This window comes from Rubrivirga marina (genome assembly GCF_002283365.1).
GTDB lineage: Bacteria > Bacteroidota > Rhodothermia > Rhodothermales > Rubricoccaceae > Rubrivirga > Rubrivirga marina.
The window spans coordinates 3,108,885-3,135,255 of the sequence record NZ_MQWD01000001.1; the positions used below are offsets into that span (position 1 = coordinate 3,108,885).

Below are 26,371 nucleotides of genomic sequence, written 5' to 3' on the forward strand. Positions count from 1 at the left end.
CCTCGGCACCGAGGCGGGGGTAAGAGTCGGATGGCCCGTTATTGCAACCTAGAAAATCACCCCACTGCGAAGCGCGATCACGGGAACGGCCTCCCGCTCTCCGACCACCAGCGACGGGTTGATCTCCACGAACAGCGACGTCTCCGTCAGCGGGATCGCCCAGCCGTAGCCGGCGTGGAGCGAGGGGCCGCCGCCGCCGTCCGAGAGCGGGATGAACCCGCCGAACCCGCCCAGCACGTACCGCGCCGAGTGCCGCGACGGGAGCGTGACGATGACCGACGCCTGTGGGTTGAGCACGTAGCGCGCCTGGTCGGCCCCCTCGAACAGGTGCGCGCCGATGCCGAGGCTGGCGGCGACCGACACGTCGGCGTTGACCGGGAGCGCGACGCGGCCGCGGACGCCCAGCGAGGGCCCATTCGGGATCACGTTCTGGTCGAGGACGGCCGTCGCGACGTCGAAGCTGGCGCCGATCCGCGGCTCGACGACGTCGTAGCGCTGGGCGAGGGCGGCGGGCGCGAGGAGCAGGGCGAGGAGAAGAACGCGCATGGGGGGAGGAGAGAGGGGCGTAGCTTGGGCGGACACGAGTCAGCCGCCCCGAGCGCCGCCAAAGTAGCGTCCGTCATGTCCCAGTCCCCCGACGTCATCCGTACCCCCGAGCTCGCCGCCGCCGGTGACGGCGCGCCGACCCACGATCGCCAGGATGCGGGTCAGTCCGGCGACCCCGCCGCGTTCCGCCCGCTCGGCCACACGCCGGCCGGCATCGACAACGGGCGCTACGACCCCGCCGCGTTCTCGGCGCTGGACTTCTACCGCATCGACGACCTCCTCACGGACGACGAGAAGGCCCACCGCGACCGCGTTCGCGCGTACGTCACGGCCGAGGTCTTGCCGGTCATCGAGCAGCACGCACAGGCGCTGACGTTCCCGGTCGAGGTCGGGCGCGAGCTGGCCGCGCTCGGCGTCATCGGGCCGACGATCCCGACCGAGTACGGCGGCCTCGGCGCCTCCTCGGTGACCTACGGCCTGATGATGCAGGAGGTCGAGCGGGCCGACAGTGGGCTCAGGTCGTTCTGCTCCGTGATGGGCTCACTCGTGATGTACCCCATCCACACGTACGGTTCCGAGGAGCAGAAGCGCCGCTGGCTCCCGAAGCTGGCCACGGCCGAGGCCATCGGGTGCTTTGCGCTCACGGAGCCCAACGTCGGCTCGGATCCGGGGTCGATGCAGACGCTCGCGACCCGCGACGGCGACGGGTTCGTGATCACGGGTCACAAGCGGTGGAGCACGAACGCCTCGATCGCCGACGTCGCCGTGGTGTGGGCCAAGGACGACGATGGCGACGTCCGGGGCTTCCTCGTCGAGACCGACCGGGAGGGCGTCTCGACGCCGCGGATCATGGACAAGTGGTCGCTCCGGGCGGCCGTGACCAGCGAGGTCGTCCTCGACGAGGTGCGCGTGCCGGCCTCGGCGATGCTGCCGAACGTGAAGGGGCTCAAGGGGCCACTGTCCTGTCTCACCCAGGCGCGCTACGGGATCGCGTGGGGCGTCCTCGGCGCCGCCCTCGCGTGCTACGACGCCGCCATCCAGCACACGACCTCGCGCGAGCAGTTCGGCCGGCCCGTCGCCGGCTTCCAGCTCGTCCAGAACCACATCGCCGACATGCTGGCCGACATCACGAAGGCGCAGCTCGTGGCATGGCGGCTCGGCCGGATGAAGGACGAGGGCACGATGCGGCCCCAGCACGTCTCGCTCGCCAAGCGCGACAACGTCCGCACGGCGCTGGCCGTCGCGCGCCAGAGCCGCCAGCTGCTCGGGGGCAACGGCGTCCTCGGCATCTACCCCGTGATGCGCCACATGGCCAACCTCGAGTCGGTGGTCACCTACGAGGGGACCGACGAGGTCCACACGCTCGTTCTCGGGCAGGAGGCGACCGGCATCAACGCGTTCTCGTAGGCGCAACGTCCGACGCCGTCACGCGTATTCGAGCCCTCACCACCCGACACCTTACCGCCATGGGACCCGGAGAGGTCATCGCCGCACTCGCTCTCTTCGTGGGCATGCCCTGGGCCGTGTTCTCGGGGATCGCCAAGATCAAGGCCGCCAGCCACGGCGGCGGGGGGAGCCGCGAGGGGGCGAGCCTCCGCAAGAGCGAGCTGGAGGCGATCATCGGAACGGCCGTGGAGGACGCGACCGCGCCGCTCATCCGCCGCGTCGAGACGCTCGAGGCCATCGTCACGCAGGAGGAGGCCGCGATGGACCGGATCGACCCGGCCGTCCTGGCCGACGCGCTCGATCACGACGCCGAGGCGGACGCCCCCGCGGGGGCCCGGCGCCGGACGCGCGAGTAGTGGCCTCCGTCCGACCGGAGCACGACGACGCGTTCTGGGAGGCCCTCGCAGATCGGGACTGGCGGCGCGTCCGCTGGCGCCGCTCGCGGTCGCCCGACGTCCCGCCCGAGGGGGCCGTGTGTGCCGCGTACGGCACGCCGATCCACCGGCGCGGCACCTACTACGTCCGCCCCGCCTACACGGACGGGACGGATTGGCTCAGCCAGCAGGCGTACGACACGATGGTCCGCAAGACGCGTGGGCGCCGGGCCTCCAGGCGCTCGGGCACGCGCTGACCCCGCCCGCCTCGGTCTATTCCCCGAGGCCGAAGGGGAGGTCGAGGCGGGCCCCGCGGCGGAGCGGGACGTCGGCCTCGTAGACGAGCCGCCGGTCCTCGTCGTAGCCCTGGACCGTCATCCGGCTCCGCGTCATGGAGACGGCCATGAACCCGGGCACGCGGAGGGCGAACAGCGTATTCGGCGTCTCGACGACCTCGCGCGTGAGCGATCCGGCGCCGGAGACGAAGTAGTCGACCGTCGATCCCTCGGGGCGGTGGTGCTGGAGGTTGTGGTCGTGGCCGGCGAAGTAGGCCTGGACGCCGTACTGCTCGAAGAGCGGCACGAGGCGCTCGACGAGGCGCTCGTTGTCTGAGTAGGCCGTCGAGCCGACGTAGATCGGGTGGTGGCCCACGACGATTTTCCACGCCGCGTCCGAGTTCTCCAGCGTCCGCTCGAGCCACTCGAGTTGACCGTCGTGGTCCCAGTCCCCCGTGTCGGAAAAGCGGCGGCGGTAGTCCTCGGGGTAGGCGAGGGGGTTCGTGTCGAGGAACACGAAGAGGGCCCGGGTCTCGTCGTCGACGGCCAGCGTCTCGGCGTAGTACTGGGCCGGCAGGTACCACCGGTCGCTCGTCTCGGTGTAGGCGATCTGGGCCGGCACGTTGCCCTGCCAGTCGTGGTTGCCGAGCGTGACGTACCAGCGGCTCTGGAGCGCCGGGGCGGTGTAGATCCGCTCGAACGACCGGTCCCACTTGACGTCGTCCACGCCGGTGACGCCCGAGAGGTAGAAGTTGTCGCCGGTCGAGATGGTGAACTTGCTCCGGACCCGCTCGCCGATGACGCCCATCGACTCGGCGACCTCGGCTTGGTTGAAGAACCCGTTCCGCCCCCAGTCGCCGACGATGAGGTAGTTGAGCGCGGTCGAGTCGAACGGGGCGGGCTCGCCGGACGCGAGGGCCTCGTAGTCCGGGACCCGCTGGCCAACGGGCTGGGGCGTCCCGCAAGCCCAGAGGAGGGCGAGCGCGGAGAGGAGGGCGAGCGGGAGGCGGAGAGACGTCACGCCAGGCCCAACGCGCGAGGGCCTGACCCGCGTTCCCTCGGCCGCCGTCTCACCGGAGGATTTCGATCGAGGCGCCCACCGGGACGCGGAACCGCGCGGATCCGTCCCACACCACCTCGATCTCCTCGCCGACGGCCGCGACCCGGGCGGGCGCGGCACCGAGGCCGTGGACCTCGACGTCCCAGGCGGTCCATTCGGGCGTGTGGGCGCCCGATACGGCACACCCGATGTGGACCGCCTCCCCGTCGTCCTCGAGGTCGAGGCGGCCGAGCCAGGCGTCGCCATCGCCGTCGCCCGCGTCCTCGTAGAGCCACGACGTGTGGCGCCCGGGCGCGGGGTACACGTGGAGCGTCAGCCGGTCGACCGGCTCGCCGGTGTGCTGGCGGACCGGTCCGAGCGGCAGCACGGAGCCGCCGCGGACGTAGAGCGGGACGTGGTCGAGCGGGGTCTTCGTCCGGATCGTCTGCCGCCCCTCGAAGGGCTCGCCCGTCCAGAAATCGAACCAGCCCGCCTCGGCGTCCGGGAGGTACACCTCGCGCTCGGTCTGGCCCTCCTCGAGGACGGGCTGCGCGAGGAGCGTGTCGCCGACATAGAACCCGAGCGGGCTCGCCCGGCGGACCGTCTGGTCGCCGGGGTGGACGAGTGGGAGCGGGCGGAGGATCGGCGTGCCGTGCGTGGCGGCCTGCCAGAGCGCCGTGTAGAGGACCGGGAGAAGGCGGTACCGGAGCTCGATGGCTTCGCGGCACACGCGCTCGACCTCGTCACCGAACAGCCACGGCTCCTGGCGCGGCGTGTCGACGGCCGAGTGGTTACGGAAGAGCGGCGTGAGCGCGCCGACCTGGGTCCACCGCGCGAGCAACTCGCCCGTCGGCTCCCCGACGAACCCGCCCACATCGGACCCCGTGAACGTCATGCCCGAGACGCCGAGCGAGAGGCACGTCTGGACGGCCAGCGTGAGGTGGTCCCACGTCGCCGAGTTGTCGCCGGTCCAACTCGTCCCGAACCGCTGCGCCCCGGCGTACGAGGCCCGCGTGATGGTGAACGGCCGTCGTCCGGGCGCGATCTCACGCAGGCCCTCGAACGTCGCGCGCTGCATCTGCATCCCGTAGACGTTGTGCGCCTCGGCGTGCGAGCCGCCCTCGCCCTCGAACGCGTGCCGCGCCTCGTCGGGGATCGTCCCGACGCCCTCCTCGGCCTCCATCGAGCCCTCGACGTGCTTGACCTCGAAGATGGCCGGCTCGTTCATGTCGTTCCACACCCCGTCGATGCCGTCGCGGACTAACTCGTCGTGGAGCGATCCCCACCACGCGCGGACGTCGGCGTCGGTGAAGTCGGGGAAGGCGCACGGGCCGGGCCAGACGTCGCCGTGGACTTCGGAGCCGTCCGGGTACAGGACGTAGGCGTCGCGCTCTTCGCCCTGACGGTAGACGTCGTAGTCCGGGTCGTCGGCCTTGACGCCGGGGTCGATGATGACGACCGACTTGAACCCGTCGCGTTTCAGGTCGGCGAGCAGGCCGGGTGGATCGGGGAACCGCTCGCGGTCCCACGTAAAGACCCGGTACCCGTCCATGTAGTGGATGTCGAAGTACAACGCGTCGCACGGGATGCCGCGGTCGCGGAAGCCGGCGGCGACGTCGCGGATCTCGCCCTCGTCCATGTACGAGTACCGGCACTGGTGGTAGCCGAGCGCCCACCGCGGCAGCATCGGCGTCCGCCCCGTGAGCCGGGCGTAGGTCTCGACCACGCCGAGGGGCGTAAGGCTGTGGAGGACGTAGAGGTCGAGCACGCCGCCGTCGGCCGACCACGTCATCCGGTCGCTCTCGGCGGCGCCGAGGTCGAAGCGGCTTCGGAACGTGTTGTCGTAGAACAGCCCGACGGCGCCGTCGGTGCCCTGCTTGAGCACGAACGGGACCGACTTGTAGAGCGGGTCTGTTCCCCGGCCGTACTTGAAGGCGTCGGTGTTCCAGAGCTCGACGGCGTGGCCGCGGCGGTCGAGCGCGAGCGCCTTGTCGCCTAGCCCGAACAGCCGGTCCTCGGGCTCGAGCGCGACGGCGTGGGCGACGCCCTTCGTAGGGAGGGCCTCCGCCTCGGCGAGCACGCGGCCGTGCCGGCGGTCGGTGACGACGAACGCGCCCGTCGCGACCGTGACGCGGATCCGGAGCGCCGCCGTCTCGACCTCGACGACCTCGTCGGCGTCACGGACGCGCCAGTGCGACGGGCCGCCCCACCGGGCGTCGGGGTCGAGGGCGTACGACGGGCGCTCGCGCGGCGCCTCGCCATCGCGAAGGAGCCGGACGCGGACGACCTCGTCGGCGAGCGCGTCGAGGCGGAGGGTGCCGGCGTGGGTCGGAAACGTCAGCACGCCGGCCGTGATGGCCGGCGCGTCGGGGAGGGGGGACGACATGAACGATCGGGTATGCTGGCGGACCTCAAGGCGCTCCACGTCTGCGCGGGCCCGGACCACGACCACGCGCCGCCTCCGGGCGCAGCGGTCTCGGCCTTGCCGGGGTCGCCGGAGAGCGGGATCTCCGTGCCGTCGACCACAACGGTGTGGGGGTTAGCCGAGCCCGACGACGGGGATCTGCATTCAAGACGATGGTGCGGCACGCCGTGCGACCCCCCGCGGCGGACCGTCGCCGTGGCGTCCAGGTCGCGGTCGGCGGGGCTCTGGCGCGCGCGGAGCATCATCGGGTTTGACACGACGAGCTCCGTGTCACTGTCTGCGGCGAGCGCGGAGGAGCGAACGGGTGCGGGAGGGTGGGGCGGGAGCAGGTGCGGGAGCTCATGGGGCGTAAGCGCTTACCTGGCCCGCATTGTAACCCATCGCGGGGGCTACGGACGCCACCGTGTCGGCCGTCTCCGCCGACGCTCCTCAACTCGAGACGGCCTGGCGGATCCGCTCGGCAACCTCCTCGCTGGGCGTCACCGCCGAGAAGATCATGGCCCGCTGGCGCCACGTGACCACGAACTGGCCGTCGACCACGCGGGAGTCGACCGGCGTGGGCTCGCTGAGCGCGGCGTAGGACCCTTCGGGAAGGTCGAAGGAGGACCGGACCCGGTCGAGCAGGATGTAGTCGTACGCAAAGACCGTCGCGCGCTCGCCGTCGGTCCCCTCGAACCGGAACGCGGGCACCTGGACCTCCGACGGCGACGTGTTGGCCGAGGGCTGGACGGTCCCGATCGTCGGGATGCCGACGCCGACGATCGCGAGGGCCGGCAGGTCCGGCGGGGCGACGTGCCAGCCGAGCGCGTCGAGGACGAGCGCCTGGGCCTCCTCGGGCTGCGTCGTCCCGAGGTCCGGCACGAAGGCGTCGGCTGTCGTGACGAGGTGCTGGAGCACGCTGTCGGGGTCGGACTCGTCGGGCAGCACGCCCCACACCAGGAACGCGACGCCGGCGATCACAGCGAGGATGACCGCCAGGAGGCCGGGGCGGAGGCGGCGCGGCGGCTCGGGCGTCGGGCCCGGCCGGTCCTGGACGCGGTCGAAGGCGGGGAGATCGGTGACCCGCTCCGCCTCGGCAGAGAGCTCGGCCATCAGGCGTTGGTGGCGACCGTCGCGTCGCGCGACGGCGTGCGGGCCAGCGCGTCGAAGACGAGGTGGACAGTGTCGCCGCGCTCCACGGACAGGAGCTCGGAGGCGTGGCCGCGATTCACGGCGATCTCCAGCAGCCCGGCGCTGCCGAAGAGCGTGAGCGGGTCGCCCGCGCCGACCTCGGCGTACGTCCGGGCGTGGTTGCGGAAGACGGTCGAGCCGGCGAAGCACTTGAAGGCCCGGCCGGCGCGCTGGCCCTCGACGTCGTCCCGCGTGATGTTCGTCACGCAGTTGCCGAAGTGGTCGACGTGGAGGACCATCCCGAACACGCCCTGCTCGTCGACGCGCGGGAGCGGCCAGTGGAGCGGTGTGAGCTTGTGGACCGGCTCGCCGAGGTCGGCGAGGTCGGCGCCGGCGGCGAGGCGCGCGGCGGCGGGCCCGAACACGTCGCGGCCGTGGAACGTGGCGCTGGCCGCGTCGTCGGTCGGAAGCGCGACGGCCTCTACGACGGCCTCGGACCCGACCACGAGCGGCAGGAGCCCGTTGTCGGCGCCGACGAACATGTGGGGCGCCCCGTCCACGTCGAACCGCGCGGCAAGGGCTTGGCGCTCAGTCCCGACCGTCGGGTCGACCACGACGAGGTGGACCGTCTCGGCGGGAAAGTGTGGGACGACCTGGCGGAGCGTGAACGCGGCCGTCATCACGTCCTGCGCCGGGATCTCGTGGGTCACGTCGATCAGGCGCACCGCGGGCTCGGCGCGCAGCATCGCGCCTTTCATGGCCGCGACGTAGCCATCGCGGAGGCCGAAGTCGGTGGTGAGCGTGACGATCACGGCGGGGGGAGGCGACATGTGCAAGGTACGGCGGCCCGCTTCGCCCGCCCTCTCCGCTATCTTCGCCGATCCCGACCGTCCGCCCGTGCCACCGAACGACTCCCCCCATTCCGACGACGCGCTGAGCGACCGCGGCCGACGCGCGCTCGACGAGTTCGTCCTCCTCTGGGGCGAGATGGCCTCGCACTGGGGCATCAACCGGACGATGGCGCAGATCCACGCGCTGCTCTACGCGACGGCCCGGCCGCTCGACACGGACGAGATCATGGAGCAGCTCCAGATCAGCCGCGGCAACGCCAACATGAACCTCCGGGCCCTCGTGGACTGGAACCTCGTCCGCAAGACCCACCAGATCGGCTCGCGGAAGGACTTCTTCGTCGCCGAGGAGGACGTCTGGACCATCACGACCACGATCATCGAGGAGCGCCAGCGGCGCGAGATCAAGCCGGTCCAGCGGGCGCTCGACGGCGTCGCCAGCGGCCTCCGCGAGGGCGGCGAATACGGGGAGGACGCCGCCCTCGCGGACCGCGTCGAGGCTTTGGTCGAAATCATGGAGGTGTTCGACGCGTTCACCCAGGCGCTCCTCCCGCTCGTCCGGGGTCGGAGCACCGAGAAGGTCCGCCGGGTCGCCACGTTTGCGTCGAAGCTCCGCCGGCAGCGGGGCGAGGGGAACTCCTGATGGCGTCGCCGGCCGAGATCGGGCGCCGCGGCGAGGATCTCGCCGTCGAACACCTCGAAGCGAAGGGCTACCGCGTCCTCGAGCGGAACTACCGGTTCGGGCGCGAGGAGGTCGACATTGTCGCCTTCCAACCGACGCCGAAGGACGACGGTGGGATGATCGTGTTCGTCGAGGTCAAGGCCCGCAGCGGCGCCGGCTTCGGCCCGCCGGAGGCCGCGGTCGACAAGCCGAAGCAGCAGGCCATCCTGCGCGTCGCGGAGGCCTACCTCCACGAGCGCCGCCTCATCCCGTCGCCGACCCGGTTCGACGTGGTCGCGGTCCAGTTCGATGGCGGCGAGGCCGAGCTGACCCACTTCGAGAACGCGTTTGGCTATTTCGTCTAGCGTCGTCGCCGGCCGCGTCCCGGGCGACGGCCCGCTCGTTCTCGTCCACGGTGGCGCGTGGGACATCCCCCAGGACGAGACCGAGGCGCACCTCGACGGGCTGGACCGCGCGCTCCGCATCGGCCAGCGGGCCCTCGAGCGCGGCCTCGCCAGCCTCGACGTGGTCGTGGAGGTGGTCGCGGCGCTCGAGGACCACCCGGCATTCGACGCCGGACGCGGCGCCGTCCTCGACCGCGACGGGCAGCCGCAGCTGGACGCCGGGGTGATGGACGGGGGGGACCTGACCTGGGGTGCCGTCGCCAACGTCCGACGGTTGAAGAACCCCATCCGCACGGCCCGCGCGCTCGTCGACGAGGACGGCCAGGCGCGGCTTCTGGTGGCCGACGGCGCCGAGCGGTTCGCGGCGGAACTCGGCCACGCAGCGGTGTCGCCCTCGTCGCTCGTGGTGGAGCGGGAGGTCGCGCGCCACCGGCGAATCGCGGAGCACGCGGCGTTTCATACGAGCGCGGCGTTCGCGGGAGCGATGGACGTGCCGCGCGGGACCGTCGGCTGCGTCGTCCGCGACGGGGCCGGTCGTCTGGCGGCCGCGACGTCGACCGGCGGGGCGCCCTACACGCGCGCCGGCCGCGTGGGCGACTCGCCGATCCCCGGGGCGGGGTTTTTCGCGGACGCCTACGGTGCGGCGTCGGCGACGGGCTGGGGAGAGGCGATCCTCACGACGCAGCTCGCCGCGCGGGCCGTCGCCGCCGTCGAGCGGGGGGAGTCCCCCGACCGAGCCGCCGAGGCGGCGGTCCTCGACCTCGGGGCCCGCGTGAGGTGGGCGGAGGCGTCGCGTGCGACCGCCGGCCTCATCCTCGTGGGCGCCGACGGGACAGCCGGGTGGGCCTTCTCGACGCCGCGGATGGCCCGGGGCTGGTGGCGGCCCGGGGAGGAACGGGTCGCGACGCTCGACCGCTAGCCTACCAAGCGGTGCGACGAGCCGATGTCCGCCCCGCGGCCGGCGTGTCCGGGGTGGGTGCCGGGGTAGGCATCACCGTCGAACCCGACGGCGGAGGGAACGTCGCCGGGCGCTCGGCGCGGACGTCCGCTTCGCGGGCGATGTGGCGCGGCGTGGGCCAGCGGCGGGCGGTGGCCGGGTGGTAGCGGGTCCGCAGGGCCGAGGGCTCGCGCGGTACCGCGGCGGCACGGGTGCCGGCCTGAGGCGGTGCGTGGGACGCTACGAGGACCGGGGCTACAAGCCCGCCGTTCGAGGTCCGCACCTCGGTCCCGACGAAGTAGTAGGCCAGGATCTCGCGGTAGGTCCGCCCGGCGCGGGCCTGTCCGAGCGCGCCGTACTGGCTCATCCCGACGCCGTGCCCGTAGCCGCTCCCGCGGAACACGTACTGGTCGCCCTCGACGGAGACGTCGAACCGCGTGCTCCGCACGGTCCGCGCCCCTGCGACGGCGTTAACGGCATTCCTGAACTGGACGCCCGTGATCCTCCGCGATCCGCCGATCAACTCGATGTCGAGGACGCGGCCGGAGCGTGACCGGCGCAGGATCTCGATGCCCTCGACGCGTCCGCCGTACTGGCGCGAGAGGGCGTCGAGCACGGCCGTGCGGGACGCTGAGGTGCGCCACGAGTGGTCCGGAGCGGCACTGTCGTACGGGTCCGGCACGCCACGCAGGTAGGGGACCGGGTCGCCATCCCACACCAGGTCGTTGTCCGCCGTGTGGCCGCCCGACGACGAGAAGTAGTACGCGTCGGCCAACTCGCCTCGGTACATGAGCACTTCGCCCTGCGTGTCGAGCGCGGCCCGAAGGCTCACGTCACGGGTGACGCCGGAACCCTTGTAGACCTGCGCACTCGTGTCGTCGTCGAGGTCGTAGGTGGCGTGTGACCCGACTCGACGGAGGGCGTACGTGCGGGCAAGAATCGCCTGCGCCTTGGCGCCCTCTGGCGAGGCGAACCCGAATTCCGCCTGGACGACGCTCGCGACGTACGGCTCTAGCGGGGCGTGATTGACGAGTTCCATCTGCCCCCCTGCGATGCGGGCGGAGAGGTCGCCGGGGTACACCCGGTCGATGCGGCCGGCGCGGAGACGGAACTCGGCGCCGTCGAGGCGGAGGGACCGGGCCGAAACGTCGGCCCCGCCGAAACGGGCGCGGACATCGGCGCCGATGCGCGTCAGCGTCATGCTCTCACCCGTCTGCAGCGCGCCCGATTCGACCCCGTCCAGCACGATTCGGACCGGCCCGTCGGTCGCCTCGATGCGAACCTCGGCGGGGCTCTCACGATTCAGAATCCGGATCCGTACGTCGGAGTCGACGGGCTGTGCGAGGACTGGAGCCGCAAACAGAACGGCAAGCAGACCGTAGCGAAGGGTCGTCATGTGGTGGGACGGGAGAGTCAGGGCTGCATCGGGTCTCCGGTGCCCACTCGTCAAACGGATCCCCAGAATGGCTACCAATCGTTACAGGGCCAGCCGGCTGCGGAGCTCCCGAGAACGCGCCCGGCTGGCCGTCACTTCGTGCCCCGTCGTCAGGACCAGCTTGTAGCGGCCGGAGAACCAGGGGATCATCTCGCGGATGGCCGAGAGGTTGACGAGCGCGTTCCTGTGAACCCGCATGAACAGGTCGGGGTCCAGCCGGCTCTCCAGCGCGTCGAGCGTGAAGCTTACGATGTGCCGCTGCGCCGTCTTCCCCTCGCTGACGACGTAGAGGCTCGTGATCCCGTCGTGGACCTCAGCGGCGATGACCTCGGCCGCCTCGACGACGAGGAGCCGGTCGCGGCCCTGGACCGTGAACCGTTCGATCGGCGGCCCGTCGGCGGCGGGTGTCGGGACGACCTCGTCGAGCGTGTCGAGAAGGTCGGCGAGGCGGGCGTCCGGGTCCTCATCCCGGCGGTCCTCGACCCGCGAGACGGCTTTTTCGAGTCGCTCCGCGTTGATCGGCTTGAGGAGGTAGTCGGTCGCGTTGGCCTCGAACGCCTGGATGGCGTACTCGTCGTAGGCCGTCGTGAACACGACGTCGGGTCGGCGGCCGGGGGGGATCCGCTCGATCACACCGAACCCGTCGAGCTCGGGCATCCGGACGTCGAGGAACGCGAGGTCGTAGTCGGTCTCGCTGAGGGTCTCGACGGCCTCGACGCCGTCGGCGGCCTCGTCCACGGGTCCGAGGCGGCCGGCCTCGACGAAGGGGTCGAGCAGACGGCGGAGGCGGGAGCGGGCGGGCGATTCGTCGTCGACGATGAGGACGCGGAGGGAGCTCATGGAGCGGGAGGGGGGAGGAGAAGGGTGGCGCGCGCGCCGTCGGGGGTCGGTTTGACCGTCAGCGAGGCCGAGGGGCCGTAGAGGAGCCGGAGGCGGTCGGCGACGTTGCTGAGGCCGACGCCGTAGACCGCGCCGCCGGGTGGGAGGCCGGCGCCCGTGTCTTCGACGGCGATCTCGACCCCGTCGGCCGCGCGTCGGGCGCGGACCGTCACGGTGCCGCCGCCGCGTTTGCGCTCGACCCCGTGTTTGACGGCGTTCTCGACGAGCGTTTGAACGGCGAACGCGGGCACAGGCGTGTCCTCGACGCCGTCCTCCACCTCGAGTTCGACCCCGAGCGCGTCGCCGAACCGGGCCTCCTCGACGTGGAGGTAGCGGCGGACGAGGCGGAGCTCGTCGCGGAGCGGGACGAGGGCCTCGCCGCTCGCGTTGAGGACGTCGCGGAAGAGGGCCGCGAGGTGTTCGACCGTCGCCTCGGCCCGGTCCGGCGTGTCGCGAATCAGCGCGGCGACCGTGTTGAGCGCGTTGAACAGGAAGTGCGGGTTGATCTGCGCCCGGAGGGCGGCCATCTCCGCCTCCGACGTCTGGCGGATGAGGGCCCGCTCGCGGTCGATCAGCCGCAGCCGCTCGACCGCGAGCGCGAGCTGGCCGGCGAGGGCCCGCAGCTCGGCCACGTCCTCCGTGTTGTAGACGGCGAGCCGCCGTGCCTTCCGCCCGAGCACGAGGAGGCCGACCGGCGTCCCCCGGCCCGTCGTCACCGGGACCGCCAGCGCGGCGCCGAGGCGGGCGAGCCGGTCCGACACGCCGCGCGGCAGGTCGGCCTCGTTGAGCTCCTCGTTCCGCGACCACACCCGGCCTTCAGTCCGGAGCCGGTCCCACACGCGGTCGAGCTCGACCTGGGTGAACGACGGCGGCTCCGGGCGGAACGTCGCCCGGGCCCACCGCTCGTCGGGCGTGCCGTGGGCCGCGTGGAGAAAGACGACGGCCGAGCGGACCCCGAGCGCCTCGCCGATCGCCGCCGCCGCCCCCTCGGCGAGCGTGTCGACGTCGAGGAACGACCCGAGCTCGTCCCCGAACCGGTCGAGCCGCTGGCGGGCGCGCTGGCGGCGCGTTCGGAACGCGCGCTGGACGCTGTCGCGGAGCGCCGGCGCCGCGCGCTCCGCCAGCAGGAGAAGGGTGACGACCAGGAGGCCGAGCGCGAGCGGGTGCGACCCGCCTGGGAGAACCGCGTCGAGCAGCGCCGACCCGAGGACGATGACGGCAAACGCCAGCGCGAGCATCGATACCGTCGTGAGGCCCTTGAGCAGGAGCGCGTCGAACGGCCCGTACCGGAGCGTGGCGTACGAGACGAGGGCGACGGGGAGCAACGAGAGGAGCTGGAACGCGACTACGAACCACGCAGTGACCACCTCCGCCTCACGCGGCCCCGGCCCGAGGCGCGTCAGGACGAGCCCGGCGCCGAGGACCGCGACCCCGCAGACGAGCGCGCTACCGACGCGGCTCCATCGCTGGGGCGCCGCCCCTGGTTCGGCGAGGGCCTCGGGGGGCTGTGCCGCCACGAGGCCCGTCGCCGCCGCGACGTACACGCAGACGTAGAACAGGATCGGGACGGCGAATCCGTCCGCGGGGAGTGGGCCGGCGTGGCCGGTGAGGGTGGCCGTGAGGACGCCGAGGCCGAGGACGACGGCCGGGACGGCCAACAGCCACCGGCTCCGTCCGAGCGCGACGATGGCGTCCCGGGTGCGGAGGCTTTGGTCGAGGAGGAGCGCGGGGTACGTGATCCACCCCGCGAGCGCGGCCAGCGTGAGGATGTCGAAGGCCACGCGTTCGAGCGTCGCGTCGGCGGGCGGGGCGCCGAAGAGCGACGCCCACACCCACCGCACGAGGTTGACCCCGACCCACGTGAACGCGGCGCCGATGAGCCGGCGGGACCGCCGGGCCCGGGGGCTTCGGGGCGCGAGCGGGGCGACCGTCAGGTACGCCAGGAGGTGGAAGAAGGCGACGACCCCGAACCCCCACCCGGTCGCCAGCCAGATCGACGTGCTGAGCGGGTAGAGAAACGTCGGGTACCGCTCGATGCGGACCTCCGTCGTCTCCTCGACGCCGCCGCGGTCCAGCACGTAGGTCAGCACCGCGCCGGTCGCCCTCTCGATCTGCGTCCGCGCCTCGGCCGAAGTCCGGACCTCCAGGTAGTCGATCGCCTCGAGCCGGTCGCCCTCGCGGATGCCGGCGCGACTGGCCGAGGCGCGGGGCAGAACGTAGGCGGCCACGACCCCTCCGTCGGCGTCAGCCCAGCGGACCCCGTCGTAGCCGGGCGCGGTCGTCTGGGTGAGCGGAAGGCCGACGTCGCGGAGGTATTCGGCCCAACTGAGGGCGAGCGACGCGAGCGGGAGGAGGGCCAGCCCGGCGAGGGCCAGGGCCAGCCCGCGGGCGAGCCACTGGCGCGACGGTCGGGTCATGTTCGGAATCTAGAGCGGCGCCGAAGCGTGGCAGGGGCATGACTCCTGCCCTCGTCGACACCCACGTCCACCTCTACGCCGACGCCTACGACGCCGACCGCGACGCCGTCGTGGCCCGCGCCCGCGCCGCGGGCGTCGCCCAGATGATCCTGCCCGCCGTCGACCTCGCCTCGGTCGACGACGTGCTCGCGCTGTGCGATCGTCACGTCGGCGTGTTCGGGATGGCGGGTCTCCACCCGACCTACCTCGGCGACGCGCCGGAGGAAGCGGCCGAACGGATCGGTCCGTTATTGCAAGACCGACACATCATCGCCGTGGGCGAGACCGGCCTCGACTATTACTGGAGCCGCGAGCACGAGGAGCGACAGCGTGCCTCGCTCGCCGCGCACGCCCGCCTGGCCGCTGCCCACCGCCTGCCGCTCTCGCTCCACAACCGCGACAAGAAGGACAGCGACGACGCTTCGCGCGACCTCGTCGCCATCCTTCGCGAGGTCAAGGCCGAGGCCGGGGACGCGCTGACGGGCGTGTTCCACTGCTTCGGCGGGCCGACGTGGCTGGCCCACGAGGTCCTCGACCTCGGGTTCTTCGTCGGACTAGGCGGCACGCTGACGTTCAAGAACGCGGGTGTGCCCGACGCCATCGCGGACGTCCCGCTCGATCGGATCGTGCTCGAAACCGACGGCCCCTACCTCGCGCCCACACCGCACCGCGGCTCCCGGAACGAGCCCGCCTACGTCGCGCTCGTCGCCCAGACGCTCGCCAGAGTTCGCGGGCTGACAGTCGGGGAGGTCGCCGAGGCGACCACGGCCAACGCCCGCCGGCTGTTCGGGCTGCCGGACTCCTGACTCAGTCGAAGTCGCTGCAGGACATGAAATAGCCGCACCGCGGGTCCGGGCACCGGCGCTTGCAGCGATGGTTGTAGAGCCGACAGCCGCAGTTCGGGCAGTAGTTCCAGTGGTCGGCGGCCTGCTTGGTCTCTCTGGTGCCGTTATTGCACACAGGGTTCCCAACTCCCTGGGCCTCCGGGAAGGGGAGGGAGGGCTCCGTCAGCTTGGGGCGGCGCGACGGGTTCATGGCTCCGAGATCTCCAACAACCGGTGGCCCTCTGCGGCGGACGCCCGGAACGCGGCGACGAGCGCGTCGAAGTCGGGCCAGTCGGCCGGCTCGAAGGTGACGACGGTGTCACCGAGGCCGACCGTCAGCTCGCCGTGCTGGAGCCGGGCCGACGACACGGGCGCGAGCGCGCCCTCGGGCGGCGTCGCCGCGGCCTGCCACACGGAGTGGACGGCCGCGAACGGACCGCGGACGTCGACCTGCGCCTGGGTCGAGAGCAGCCGGCCCTGCCCCACGATCACGGCCACGCCGTAGGCCACGGCCGTGCCGCCGACGAACGGCCACAGGATGTCCTCCCCCTGCATCGCCGCCGCCAGCCCGACCGTCATCACGGCGAGCAGGGCGAGGGCGACCGGCCGCGCCTGCGCCTGGAGGGCCAGCCACGGGCGTGACGTGTCGCCGGGGTGATGGACGCTCTTGAACGTCATCGGCAGTCGGGGGGACGCCTCAGGTTACGCCTCGTCGTCTGAACCCAGGAACGGGTACGTGAAGTGCGTGGCCGGGACGAACGTCTCCTTGAGCGAGCGGAGGCTGGCCCAGCGGAGGAGGTTCAGCTTCGAGCCGGCCTTGTCGTTCGTGCCGGACCCGCGGGCCCCGCCGAACGGCTGCTGCCCGACGACGGCGCCGGTCGGCTTGTCGTTGAGGTAGAAGTTGCCGGCGGCGTCGGCGAGGCGGTCGGTGGCGTGGGCGAGGACGGCCCGGTCGCGGGCGAAGACGGCGCCGGTCAGCGCGTACGGGCTGGTCGAGTCCACGAGGTCGAGGAGGTCGTCGAACGACCGGTCCGAGACGAACACCGAGGCGACGGGGCCGAAGATCTCCTGCTCCATCGTCTCGTAGCTCGGGTCGTCCGTGAGGAGGACTGTCGGGTCGACGAAGTAGCCGTCCTCCTTCGAGTGAGTCCCGCCGTGGACTACCTCCACGTTGTCGGCTTGGGCGGCGCGGTCGACGTAGCCGGTGATCTTGTCGTACGCCTTCTCGTCGATGACGGCGTTGACGAAGTGCGAGAAGTCCTCGACCGGCCCGACCGTGATCTCGGCCAGCTGGGCCTCGAGGGACTCGCGGACGGCCGGCCAGAGCGCCTCCTCGACGTAGATCCGGCTCGCGGCCGAGCACTTCTGCCCCTGGTACTCGAACGACCCGCGCACGATGGCCGTCGCGACCGCCTCCGGGTCGGCGCTCTCGTGGGCGACGATGAAATCCTTCCCGCCCGTCTCCCCGACGATCCGCGGGTAGGCGTTGTAGTGGTCCAGGTTGTTGCCGATCTCGCGCCAGAGGTGGTTGAAGGTCTGCGTCGAGCCGGTGAAGTGGAGCCCGGCGAGGTGCTCGCTGGCGAGGACCGGGTCCCCCACGTCCGGCCCGTCGCCTGGGAGGAACTGGATCACGCCCGGCGGGAGGCCGGCGGCTTGCAGCAGCTCGACGATGACCTGCGCCGAGTACGTCTGCGTCGGCGCGGGCTTCCAGAGGACCGTGTTGCCGAGGAGTGCCGGCGCCGTGGGGAGGTTCGCGGCGATCGACGTGAAGTTGAACGGCGAGACGGCGAACACGAAGCCCTCGAGTGGCCGGTACTCGGTCCGGTTCCAGACGCCGGCCGGGCTTTGAGGCTGCTCCTCCATCATCTCGCGGTAGAACGCGACGTTGAACCGGAAAAAGTCGACCATCTCGCAGGCCGCGTCGATCTCGGCCTGGTACGGGTTCTTCGACTGGCCGAGCATCGTGGCCGCGTTCATCCGGTCGCGGAACGGGCCGGCCAGCAGCTCGGCGGCCTTCAGGAAGATGGCCGCGCGGTCCGACCAGTCCATCCGGCTCCAGTCGTGGCGCGCGTCGAGGGCGCCCCGGATGGCCCGCTCGACGTCCTCCGTCCGGGCCTTGTGGAACGTGCCGAGGGTGTGGCCCAGGTCGTGCGGCGGGCGAATCGTCTCGGTTCGCCCGGTCTCAACGCGCTCGCCGTTGACGACGGGCAGGACCATCATCTCCTCGCCGCGCATCGCGGTAAGCGTCTCGCGGAGCGACGCGCGCTCGGGGCTGCCGGGAGCGTAGTCACGGACGGGCTCGTTTCGGGGCGGTGGCGGGGTGGCGATCGCGTTGTGCATGGCGGGGTCGGATCCGAGAAACTGGGGACGGGCAGAGAGGGGTGCCTGCCGAAAGCTAGGGAGCCGGCGGCGAGCGTTCGAAGGGCTTCCGGTCAACTTCCCGATGGCTCGCCACGAACGGAGCGACCTTTCGGCCTCCGGCGTAGGCGTCGGCCCGCCCGCCTCGGCACCGAGGCGGAGGAGGCCGGCTCCTGGATCCCCTTTCCCCGCTCTCGATGATCGGCCCCTTCGAACGCACGCTCGCGCTCCGCTACCTCCGTGGGGCCGAGGGCCGCGACGAGCGGCGCGGGTTCCTGCGGTTCGTCGTCGTCGCGGCCATCGGAGGCGTGGCGGTCGGCACGGGCGCGCTGCTGCTCGCGCTGATGATCGTCCGCGGGTTCAGCCGCGAGATCGAGGCCAAGATCGTCGGGTTCGGCCAGCACGTGCAGGTCGAGACGTACCTCGGCGAGCCGATCCAGAACGTCGACAGCGTGGCGGCAGCCGTGGCCGGCCTCGAGCATGTCGAGAACGTCGCGCCCGCCATCGTCGACTTCGCCCTCCTCAGCAGCCGCGGGTCGGGCAACGAGTCGGTGGAGGGCGTGCTGCTGTGGGGCACCGAGGCGGAGGACCAGCCGTTCGTCGCGGAGCGTACCGAGGCCGGCGCCTTCGACCTCGGGGAGGACGCCGAGGGGCGGCCCGGGGTCGTCCTCGGGCTCCGGCTGGCGGAGCGGCTCGGGCTGTCGGTCGGCGACCGAATCACGGCGTACTCGACCCGGGGCCTCGGCGCCGGTCAGATCCAGTCGCGCCCGCGGGTCCGTCAGTACCACGTGGCTGGCGTCTTCGAGACCGGACTCGGCGACTTCGACGAGCGGTTCGCATTCGTCGGCCTCGACGCGGCGGCGCAGTTGTTTGCGTACCCACCCGGTCAGGTCTCCCGCCTCGACGTCACGCTCGACGACCGGATGAACGCTCGGGCCGTGTCGGACGCGGTGACCGACAAGATCGGGCCGCCGCTCTTCGCGCGGTCGATCGAGGAGGTGTACCGCGGGCTCTTCGCCTGGGTCGAGCTCCAGCAGAGCATCGTCCCCCTCGTGATCTCGATCCTCGTGGTCGTCGCGGCGTTCAACATCGTCGGGGCCCTGCTGATGGTGGTGCTCGAGAAGGCCCGCGAGATCGGAACGGTGCTGGCGATGGGCGCCAGCCGGGCGTCCGTGCGGCGGCTGTTCTTGGTGTTCGGGTTGATGGTGGGCGTGATCGGCGCTGCGATCGGGACGGCCGTGGCGGTCGCGTTTGGCGCGATCCAGGCGCGGTTCGCGATCATCCGGTTGCCGCAGGACGCGTACTACCTCGACCGGGCGCCGGTGGAGATGAGCGGGGTCGACATCATAGCGACCGTTATTGCAACTGTACTTATCTGCACCCTGGCTGCTTACCTCCCCGCCCGCGCCGCAGCGAGCGTCGAGCCCGTCCGTACGATCCGGTTCGGGGGGTAGGAGGAGGGGAGGGGCACCCTTCCACGCGTTCTCGAGACGAGGGGAATTCAGCGGATTCGAGCGGCTCCGCCCCGCGGGTCGTCGGTCTTCCGTCCGGGTCCCGCGAACCGCGCACGGGCACGGTCGTAGCCCGAAGCCCTCCGTCCCCCCAAACCTTCCCATGGCCCTCTCCGCCGGCGACGCCGCCCCCGATTTCTCGCTCTACGACGACGCCACTGACGAATTCTCTCTCGCCGAGGCGCGTGAGGACGGCCCGGTCGTCCTCCTGTTCTTCCCTGGCGCGTTCACCAGCGTCTGCACGACCGAGCTCAACACCGTCGGCAACGACTACGACCGGTACACCGACCTCGGCGCGCAGGTCGTCGGCATCTCGACGGACTCGCCGTTCGCCCTCGCCGAGTTCAAAAGCGTCAACGGCTTCCCGTTCCGGCTCCTCTCCGACCACGACGGCGAGGTCTCGGCCGCCTACGGCGCGAAGTATGACAACGATTTTACCCCGATGGGCCTCGACCGGATCTCGAAGCGCGCGGCGTTCGTGGTCCGGCCCGACGGGACGCTCGCCTACACCGAAGTCCTCGAGAACGCCGGCGAGCAGCCCGACTTCGACGCGATCCTCAACGCCCTCCATGGAGCCTCCGAGTGACCGCGATTGGTGGTCGGCGCTGACCGAGGAGCCCCTCGACGTCGGCGCCGTCCACGCGTTTCTGGCCGACGAGCGTGCGGGTGGGACCTGCGTGTTCGTCGGCACCAGCCGGCGGTGGACCGATGGCGCCGAGACGGACCTTCTGACGTACGAGGCGTACCCCGATATGGCCGAGGCGGAGCTCGCCCGGCTCGCCGTCGTCGCAGCCGAGCGGTGGGACGCCGTGAAGGTCGCCGTCCTGCACCGGACGGGCGCCGTGCCGCCCCCCGAGGCCAGCGTCGCCGTCGGCGTCGCGTGCCCGCATCGGGCCGAGGCGTTCGAGGCCGCGCGCTGGCTCATCGACACCCTCAAGGAGTCCGTCCCCATCTGGAAGACCGAACACGCCGACCGTGATGCCTGACCGCTTTTCGTTTTCCGACCTCCATGACCGTGCGCGCGCGCTCAAGAAGCGGATCGCGCTGCCCGAAGGCGAGGACCCCCGCACGATCCGCGCGGCGGCGTGGCTAGCCGAGCACGAGGTCGTCCGCCCCCTCCTGATCGGCCGGGAGGCTCAGATCCGCGCCGAGGCCGACCGCCTCGGCGTCTCGCTGCCCCACTCCGTCCCGATCGTCGACCCGGCCCAGAGCGAGCGGTCTCAGACCTATGCGCAGGCCCTCTTCCAGAAGAGGAAGCACAAGGGGCTGACGTACGAGCAGGCCGGCGAGTGGACGCAGGACGTCCTCTACTTCGGCGACCTCATGGTCGACGCGGGCGACGCCGACGGCTGCGTGGCCGGCGCGGCCCACCCGTCGCCCGACGTGATCCGCGCGGCGATCCACGTGCTGGGCGTGGCCGAGGGCTCGGCGCTCGTCTCGTCGTTCTTCCTGATGGTGCTCCCCGACGGTCGCCCGCTCACGTACGCCGACTGCGGGGTCAACGCCGACCCGTCGGCGGAGCAACTCGCATCCATCGGCCTCGACGCGGCGGCGAACCATCGGTTTCTGACCGGACAGGAGCCAGTCGTCGCGTTCCTGTCCTTCTCGACGAAGGGCTCGGCCGATCACCCGGATGTCGACAAGGTCCGGGAGGCCGTCGAGATCGCGCGGAGGAAGAAGCCGGACCTCGCCCTCGACGGCGAGTTCCAGTTCGACGCGGCCTTCGACGCGGGCGTGGGCGAACGGAAGGCGCCAGGAAGTCCGGTCGCCGGGAAGGCCAACGTGTACGTCTTCCCCGATCTCGGCGCGGGCAACATCGGCTACAAGATCACCCAGCGCGTCGGCGGGGCCGAGGCGTTCGGGCCTGTGCTCCAGGGGCTCCGGTTGCCGGCGAACGACCTGTCGCGAGGGGCCGACTGGGAGGACATCGCGAACGTGGCGACGATCACGGCGATTCAGGCCGGAGCCGTATAGCTGTTATTGCAATGATCATCTCTTGCATTCAGACCGGGCCAACAAAAGGCCACACGCAGGCCAACAAGGATGCTGTGGAGGAGAGGGTCCTCGCTGCCGACGCTGACCTCGTCGTCCTGCCCGAGCTGTTCGCGAGCGGATATTTCTTCGACTCGACGGAGCAGGCCGCCGCACTCGCCGAGTCGGTCCCGGACGGGCCGACGACGCATCGGCTCCACTCGTGGGCGCGAGCGACGGGCGCGACGATCGTGGCTGGGCTCCCGGAACGCGATGGCGACGCCCTCTACAACAGCGCCGTCGTCGTGACCCCGAACGGCTGGCTCGGGACGTACCGAAAGACGCACCTGTTCTACGAGGAGACCCTGCACTTCGAGCCTGGGGCGGACGGCTTCAAGGTGTGGACCGTCACGGACCGGAACCGCCGGAGCTACCGGCTCGGCGTCATGATCTGCTTCGACTGGTTCTTCCCGGAGTCGGCGCGGACGCTCGCGCTGAACGGCGCGGACGTCATCGCGCACCCGTCGAACCTCGTCCTGCCGCACTGCCCAACCGCCATGCCGATCCGCGCCCTCGAGAACGGCGTGTTCACGGCCACGGCCAACCGCGTCGGGACCGAGTCGAACGGCGCGGAGTCGCTGACGTTCATCGGCCGCAGTGTGATCTGCTCGCCGTCGGCCGACGTGCTCGCCTCGGCGCCCGAGGCGGAGGAGGCCGTGATCCGGGCGGAGATCGACCCGCACGCAGCGCGGGAGACGGCGCTCAACCCCTACAACGACCGGCACCGGGACCGCCGGCCACAGCTGTACGTCCGCTAATGCAACCCGTCAACTCAACGCCTCCAGCGCGTACCGGATGCGCGCTTCCGGCTCCGGGCTGAGGTCCGGCTCGAAGCTCTCTCCCGTAACCGTCTCGTAGAGTTCGACATAGCGCGCGCTGACCTCTTCGACGAACGAGGGGGGCAGATCAGGGAGCGCCTCGCCGCTTCGTCCTTGGAAGCCGTGGTCCATCAGCCACTCGCGCACGAACTCTTTCGAGAGCTGACGCTGCGGCTCACCAGCTGACAGGCGCTCTTCGTACCCCTCGGCGTAGTAATACCGGGACGAGTCGGGGGTGTGGACCTCGTCGATCACGTGGAGGCGACCGTCCGGGGCGCGACCGAACTCGTACTTGGTGTCGACGAGAAGCAGGCCTCGCTCGGTCGCGATCTCGGTTCCCCGCTGGAACAGCGCCAGTGCGAGAGCCGCTGCCTCGTCCAGGGTCTCCTGATCGAGGAGCCCGCGAGCGACGATGTCGGCTCGGCGGATGTCCTCGTCATGGCCCTCCTCGGCCTTCGTCGCCGGCGTCAGGATCGGCGCCGGGAGCCGTTCGGACTCGCGGAGGCCGTCGGGCAGCGCCTCGCCACAGAGCTCACGCCCTCCGCCTCGGTAGACGCGCCAGGCGTGTCCGGCGAGGTAGCCGCGGACGACGAACTCGATCGGCAGGGCCTCGCACTTCACCCCAACCGTCACGTTCGGGTCGGGGACGCTCAGGACGTGGTTCGGCGCGACATCGCCCGTCCGCTCGAACCAGTGCGCGGCGAGTCGGTTGAGCACCTGGCCCTTGAGTGGGATCGCCTGACGGAGGACGTGGTCGAACGCCGAGATCCGATCGGTCGTGACGAGCACGAGCCGGCCATCGCCGAGGTCGTAGGTGTCGCGGACCTTGCCCTGGTACTTCGGACCGAGGTCGAGGTCGGTCGTCGCGAGCGGCGGCGGGAGCGTCACGTCGAGGGCACGGCGCCGGTGGAGCCGCGGACGGCGAGCGACAGCGGGAGCTGGATGTCGATCCGGTCGGCAACGTCGCGAGAACGGAGCCGCGTCAGGAGGCGCTTCGTGGCGTCGAATCCGGCCTGCTGCATCCCCTGCGTGACGGTCGTGAGGTCGAGGAAGCGGCTGAGCTTGAGGTCGTCGTAGCCCACGATCGAGACGTCGCGAGGGACGACGAGGCCGTGGTCACGCGCCCACGACCAGGCGCCATAGGCCTGGACGTCGGCCGACGCGAAGACGGCCGTGGGCCGGTCGTCCAAGCCCATGAGCTCTTCCATCGCTTCGGAGCCGGATTCCTCCGAATAGCCAGCGTGCTTGGTCGTCTGGCCGGTGACGACGAGGTCCGGATCGTACGGGATGCCGGCCTCTTCGAGCGCGGCCTTGTAGCCGTCGAGGCGGGGGCTCGCGTTGTAGCTCCAGGCCTGCGCCGTGACGAGACCGATCCGTCGGTGCCCCTGTTCGATGAGGTACGTCGTCGCCATCTGGGATCCCTCGCGGTCGTCCCACCAGTAGGCGTCGAGCCCCGTGCAGCGGCTCCCCAAGAGGACGACCGGCGCCTGGAACGAGAGGAGCTGCTCGGCGATGTCGCCCTCGACGGGAAGCGACATCAGTAGGAGCCCGTCGACGGCCCCGCGGTTGAGGAACCGCTGGAGCGTCGGGTAGGGCTGGCCCGAACCGAGGTTGCACAGGAGGAGGTCGATGTCCTCGTCCCGGAGCGCGTCCTTGACGCCCTTCAGCATCTCCACGAAGAACATCGAGGTGGCCGAGGGCAGCGCGACGGCGATCGAGGTCGTCGACTGCTGGGCGAGCTTCCGGGCGATCCGCTGGGGCTGGAACTGGAGCTTGCGGATGGCGGCCTGGACGCGGCTCCGGGTCGCGTCGGAGACCTCGTTGGACCCGTTGAGAACCCGGGAGACCGTGGAGATGGCGACGCCGGCCTCGTCGGCGACGTCGTAGATCGTGGGCCGCGTGTTCGGGGAACGATCGGGCATGGCGGGGGGCGCTGGGAACCCTAAAACTACGGGAGCGCGCCCGGACTGGTATTACGAATGTGAAGAGGGCCCGACGTGCAGCCGAGGCGCGTGTCCCTCCACCTCGGTCGCGTGCCGGACCGCGTCGGTCGCGAACCGCTTCGCGAGTTGGAGCGCCTCCTCGACCGGTCGGCCGGAGACGAGGCCTGACAGCGCCGCGAGCGCGAACGCGCTGGACGCGCCGTCGGGGTGGGCGTCGAGCAACGGTGCCTCGAAGAGCGCGAAGTCCTCGCCGTCGTAGTAGAGGTCGGCGAAGAACGGACGCCCGGCGTCGGAGCCGGGGTCGTCGGCGGCGTCGTAAAAGCGATAGGGAAGACTCCCACACCGGATCACGACGGCCGCCGCGCCGCGGTTGTGGAGCCGCTGGGCCGCGACTTGAGCGTCGTCCAGCGACTCGATCTGCGTGTTCGTGACCAGCTCGGCGTCCGCCTTCGAGAGCGTCACGAGCGTCGCCGCACCGAGGCGGTCGGCGACGGCGTCGATTCCGCGCGCTTCCAGGACGGTCTCCCCACTCGGCCCCGAGGCGACCACGTCCAGAACGACCGGCACGTCCATGCTCCGGACCCGGTCGAGGACCGCGGCCGCTGTTTTGTCGCTGCCGAGCACGCCGATCTTGACGCCCCGCACCGGGCCGGCCGCCTCGAGGTGTTCGAGTTGCGCGATCACGGTGTCGACCGGGACGTCCGTGACGTCGGTCACCCGTCCCCCGCTGGCGACGACGATCGACGTGCAGATCGGGAGGGGAGCGAGACCGAGCGCCCGGGCGGCGAGCACGTCGGCCGCGAGGCCGCGTTCGCTGACGGTGTAGGTGGCGCCGACGACGGCGACGGGGGAGAGGGGCATGAGCTCGGAAGGGGGAGGCCGAAAGCTACCGGGAGGTCGGGCAGCGATCCGTCTATCTTCCGCCAACCCTTCATCCCCGCCGATGGCCCGCGTCACGCTCGACAAGCTCCGAAAGGTCTACGACAACGGCTACGAGGCCGTCCACGACGTGAGTCTCGACATCGACGATGGCGAGTTCGTCGTCCTCGTCGGCCCCTCGGGCTGCGGCAAGAGCACCACCCTCCGGATGGTGGCCGGCCTTGAGTCGATCTCATCGGGCACGCTCCAGATCGGGGACCGCGTCGTGAACGACGTCGCGCCGAAGGACCGGGACATCGCGATGGTCTTCCAGAACTACGCGCTCTACCCGCACATGGACGTATTCGACAACATGGCGTTCGGGCTGAAGCTTCGGAAGCTCCCGAAGCCAGAGATCCGCCAGCGCGTGGAGTCCGCAGCGGCGACGCTCGGTCTCGAGGGCGTCCTCGACCGGAAGCCGAAAGCCCTCTCGGGCGGTCAGCGCCAGCGCGTCGCCCTCGGCCGCGCCATCGTCCGTGACCCGGCGGTCTTCCTGTTCGACGAGCCGCTGTCGAACCTGGACGCCAAGCTCCGGGTCCAAACGCGGACGGAGATCTCGAAGCTCCACCGTGACCTCGGCGCGACCATGCTGTACGTCACGCACGACCAGGTCGAGGCGATGACGATGGGCGACCGGATCGTCGTGCTCCACGACGGGTTCGTGCAGCAGGTCGCGCCGCCGTTGGAGCTGTACAACCACCCGGCCAACATGTTCGTCGCGGGTTTCATCGGGAGCCCCGCGATGAACTTCGTCTCCGGGGCACTCGATGGCTCGCGTTTCACGTCCGACTCAGGGACCGTTATTGTTGATGTCGGCCCCAACCCGCCCATTCAGGGACCCGTGACGCTCGGAATCCGGCCCGAAGACCTCTACACACCCGAGGTCTCGCCCGCGGCGAAGCGCCTGTCGGACCCGTTCAGGGGGACCGTCGAGGTCGAGGAGCCAATGGGCAACGAGGTGGTCGCGTATGTGCGGCTCGATCCCGATAATCGCTTGGTCGCCAGGCTAGAGCCCCAGCAACTACCGGGCGGAGATCGCGCGGCTGAACTCCGGATGGACCTCGACAAGATTCACCTCTTCGACCCGGAGACCGGGCAGGCACTCTCGGCGTAGAAGGCGCTCACCGCCTGCG

At 71.2% G+C, this 26,371-nt stretch carries 26 protein-coding genes; 13 read left to right on the forward strand and 13 right to left on the reverse strand.

Features of this window, described 5'->3' with window-relative positions:
- Positions 1 to 48: 48 nt before the first annotated feature.
- Positions 49 to 546, reverse strand: coding sequence for a hypothetical protein (locus BSZ37_RS13065; RefSeq protein ID WP_095510974.1), 498 nt, complete (start codon positions 544 to 546; stop codon positions 49 to 51).
- Between the two features lie 75 nt (positions 547 to 621).
- Here BSZ37_RS13065 and BSZ37_RS13070 point away from each other — a divergent pair, with 75 nt between their 5' ends.
- The 3 genes from BSZ37_RS13070 to BSZ37_RS13080 are packed head-to-tail and all read left to right on the forward strand — an operon-like array spanning position 622 to position 2,623.
- Positions 622 to 1,953: an acyl-CoA dehydrogenase family protein gene (locus BSZ37_RS13070; RefSeq protein WP_095510975.1), complete on the forward strand. Its 1,332-nt coding sequence runs from the start codon at positions 622 to 624 to the stop codon at positions 1,951 to 1,953.
- A 59-nt stretch (positions 1,954 to 2,012) separates the two neighbouring features.
- On the forward strand, positions 2,013 to 2,348 hold the full coding sequence (locus BSZ37_RS13075; RefSeq protein WP_095510976.1) for a hypothetical protein: 336 nt from the start codon (positions 2,013 to 2,015) through the stop codon (positions 2,346 to 2,348).
- On the forward strand, positions 2,348 to 2,623 hold the full coding sequence (locus tag BSZ37_RS13080) for a hypothetical protein (protein ID WP_095510977.1): 276 nt from the start codon (positions 2,348 to 2,350) through the stop codon (positions 2,621 to 2,623). The genes BSZ37_RS13075 and BSZ37_RS13080 overlap by 1 nt, the downstream gene beginning before the upstream one ends.
- A gap of 16 nt (positions 2,624 to 2,639) precedes the next feature.
- On the opposite strand, the gene BSZ37_RS13085 is transcribed toward BSZ37_RS13080, so the two are convergent.
- The 4 genes from BSZ37_RS13085 to BSZ37_RS13100 all read right to left on the reverse strand — a co-directional run bounded on the left by BSZ37_RS13085 (position 2,640) and on the right by BSZ37_RS13100 (position 8,045).
- On the reverse strand, positions 2,640 to 3,662 hold the full coding sequence (locus BSZ37_RS13085; protein WP_179299630.1) for a purple acid phosphatase family protein: 1,023 nt from the start codon (positions 3,660 to 3,662) through the stop codon (positions 2,640 to 2,642).
- A gap of 49 nt (positions 3,663 to 3,711) precedes the next feature.
- Positions 3,712 to 6,066 (reverse strand): glycoside hydrolase family 31 protein, encoded by a 2,355-nt coding sequence (locus BSZ37_RS13090; RefSeq protein ID WP_095510979.1) that lies wholly within the window; start codon positions 6,064 to 6,066, stop codon positions 3,712 to 3,714.
- Between the two features lie 468 nt (positions 6,067 to 6,534).
- A complete protein-coding gene (locus BSZ37_RS13095) occupies positions 6,535 to 7,197 on the reverse strand; it encodes a hypothetical protein (RefSeq protein WP_095510980.1) in 663 nt (220 codons plus the stop codon).
- Complete coding sequence (locus BSZ37_RS13100; RefSeq protein WP_095510981.1) at positions 7,197 to 8,045, reverse strand: SAM hydrolase/SAM-dependent halogenase family protein; 849 nt, start codon at positions 8,043 to 8,045, stop codon at positions 7,197 to 7,199. Before BSZ37_RS13100 ends, BSZ37_RS13095 begins: the two co-directional genes overlap by 1 nt.
- 67 nt (positions 8,046 to 8,112) lie before the next feature.
- Here BSZ37_RS13100 and BSZ37_RS13105 point away from each other — a divergent pair, with 67 nt between their 5' ends.
- From BSZ37_RS13105 to BSZ37_RS13115, 3 genes are read left to right on the forward strand one after another with little or no spacing between them, the layout of a single operon-like run.
- Positions 8,113 to 8,706 (forward strand): GbsR/MarR family transcriptional regulator, encoded by a 594-nt coding sequence (locus BSZ37_RS13105; RefSeq protein WP_095510982.1) that lies wholly within the window; start codon positions 8,113 to 8,115, stop codon positions 8,704 to 8,706.
- On the forward strand, positions 8,706 to 9,089 hold the full coding sequence (locus BSZ37_RS13110) for a YraN family protein (protein ID WP_095510983.1): 384 nt from the start codon (positions 8,706 to 8,708) through the stop codon (positions 9,087 to 9,089). Before BSZ37_RS13105 ends, BSZ37_RS13110 begins: the two co-directional genes overlap by 1 nt.
- Positions 9,073 to 10,047: an isoaspartyl peptidase/L-asparaginase family protein gene (locus BSZ37_RS13115; protein ID WP_095510984.1), complete on the forward strand. Its 975-nt coding sequence runs from the start codon at positions 9,073 to 9,075 to the stop codon at positions 10,045 to 10,047. The genes BSZ37_RS13110 and BSZ37_RS13115 overlap by 17 nt, the downstream gene beginning before the upstream one ends.
- 1 nt (position 10,048) lies before the next feature.
- Here BSZ37_RS13115 and BSZ37_RS13120 read toward each other — a convergent pair whose 3' ends face one another.
- The 3 genes from BSZ37_RS13120 to BSZ37_RS13130 form a co-directional block, all read right to left on the reverse strand.
- Positions 10,049 to 11,461, reverse strand: a complete 1,413-nt coding sequence (locus BSZ37_RS13120) for a SpoIID/LytB domain-containing protein (protein ID WP_095510985.1) — start codon at positions 11,459 to 11,461, stop codon at positions 10,049 to 10,051.
- 81 nt (positions 11,462 to 11,542) lie between these two features.
- Positions 11,543 to 12,340 carry a LytR/AlgR family response regulator transcription factor gene (locus tag BSZ37_RS13125; protein WP_095510986.1) on the reverse strand — a complete coding sequence of 266 codons (798 nt, stop codon included), beginning with the start codon at positions 12,338 to 12,340 and terminating at the stop codon, positions 11,543 to 11,545.
- Positions 12,337 to 14,796 (reverse strand): histidine kinase, encoded by a 2,460-nt coding sequence (locus BSZ37_RS13130; protein WP_095510987.1) that lies wholly within the window; start codon positions 14,794 to 14,796, stop codon positions 12,337 to 12,339. Before BSZ37_RS13130 ends, BSZ37_RS13125 begins: the two co-directional genes overlap by 4 nt.
- A gap of 38 nt (positions 14,797 to 14,834) precedes the next feature.
- Between BSZ37_RS13130 and BSZ37_RS13135 the strand changes: the two genes are divergently transcribed.
- Complete coding sequence (locus BSZ37_RS13135; protein ID WP_095510988.1) at positions 14,835 to 15,641, forward strand: TatD family hydrolase; 807 nt, start codon at positions 14,835 to 14,837, stop codon at positions 15,639 to 15,641.
- 225 nt (positions 15,642 to 15,866) lie between these two features.
- Here the strand turns inward: BSZ37_RS13135 and BSZ37_RS13140 are convergent, their stop codons facing one another.
- Together BSZ37_RS13140 and pruA are read right to left on the reverse strand one after the other, a co-directional pair.
- Positions 15,867 to 16,337, reverse strand: a complete 471-nt coding sequence (locus tag BSZ37_RS13140) for a hypothetical protein (protein ID WP_095510989.1) — start codon at positions 16,335 to 16,337, stop codon at positions 15,867 to 15,869.
- Positions 16,338 to 16,361: 24 nt separating this feature from the next.
- On the reverse strand, positions 16,362 to 17,999 hold the full coding sequence (gene pruA / locus BSZ37_RS13145; protein WP_095510990.1) for an L-glutamate gamma-semialdehyde dehydrogenase: 1,638 nt from the start codon (positions 17,997 to 17,999) through the stop codon (positions 16,362 to 16,364).
- A 215-nt stretch (positions 18,000 to 18,214) separates the two neighbouring features.
- Between pruA and BSZ37_RS13150 the strand changes: the two genes are divergently transcribed.
- From BSZ37_RS13150 to BSZ37_RS13170, 5 genes are all read left to right on the forward strand, one after another.
- Entirely contained in the window at positions 18,215 to 19,471 is a 1,257-nt protein-coding gene (locus tag BSZ37_RS13150) for an ABC transporter permease (RefSeq protein ID WP_095510991.1), read from the forward strand.
- Between the two features lie 160 nt (positions 19,472 to 19,631).
- Complete coding sequence (locus BSZ37_RS13155) at positions 19,632 to 20,114, forward strand: redoxin domain-containing protein (protein ID WP_095510992.1); 483 nt, start codon at positions 19,632 to 19,634, stop codon at positions 20,112 to 20,114.
- On the forward strand, positions 20,098 to 20,514 hold the full coding sequence (locus BSZ37_RS13160) for a molybdenum cofactor biosynthesis protein MoaE (protein WP_095510993.1): 417 nt from the start codon (positions 20,098 to 20,100) through the stop codon (positions 20,512 to 20,514). Before BSZ37_RS13155 ends, BSZ37_RS13160 begins: the two co-directional genes overlap by 17 nt.
- Entirely contained in the window at positions 20,507 to 21,502 is a 996-nt protein-coding gene (pta, locus tag BSZ37_RS13165) for a phosphate acetyltransferase (RefSeq protein WP_095510994.1), read from the forward strand. The genes BSZ37_RS13160 and pta overlap by 8 nt, the downstream gene beginning before the upstream one ends.
- 11 nt (positions 21,503 to 21,513) lie before the next feature.
- A complete protein-coding gene (locus BSZ37_RS13170) occupies positions 21,514 to 22,317 on the forward strand; it encodes a nitrilase-related carbon-nitrogen hydrolase (protein ID WP_095510995.1) in 804 nt (267 codons plus the stop codon).
- A 9-nt stretch (positions 22,318 to 22,326) separates the two neighbouring features.
- Here the strand turns inward: BSZ37_RS13170 and BSZ37_RS13175 are convergent, their stop codons facing one another.
- The 3 genes from BSZ37_RS13175 to BSZ37_RS13185 are packed head-to-tail and all read right to left on the reverse strand — an operon-like array spanning position 22,327 to position 25,181.
- A complete protein-coding gene (locus BSZ37_RS13175; RefSeq protein ID WP_095510996.1) occupies positions 22,327 to 23,265 on the reverse strand; it encodes a phosphoribosylaminoimidazolesuccinocarboxamide synthase in 939 nt (312 codons plus the stop codon).
- Positions 23,262 to 24,299 carry a LacI family DNA-binding transcriptional regulator gene (locus BSZ37_RS13180; RefSeq protein ID WP_095510997.1) on the reverse strand — a complete coding sequence of 346 codons (1,038 nt, stop codon included), beginning with the start codon at positions 24,297 to 24,299 and terminating at the stop codon, positions 23,262 to 23,264. The genes BSZ37_RS13175 and BSZ37_RS13180 overlap by 4 nt, the downstream gene beginning before the upstream one ends.
- 51 nt (positions 24,300 to 24,350) lie before the next feature.
- Positions 24,351 to 25,181 (reverse strand): bifunctional hydroxymethylpyrimidine kinase/phosphomethylpyrimidine kinase, encoded by an 831-nt coding sequence (locus BSZ37_RS13185; RefSeq protein ID WP_095510998.1) that lies wholly within the window; start codon positions 25,179 to 25,181, stop codon positions 24,351 to 24,353.
- Positions 25,182 to 25,263: 82 nt separating this feature from the next.
- Between BSZ37_RS13185 and BSZ37_RS13190 the strand changes: the two genes are divergently transcribed.
- Positions 25,264 to 26,352, forward strand: coding sequence for an ABC transporter ATP-binding protein (locus BSZ37_RS13190; protein WP_095510999.1), 1,089 nt, complete (start codon positions 25,264 to 25,266; stop codon positions 26,350 to 26,352).
- Positions 26,353 to 26,371: the final 19 nt, after the last annotated feature.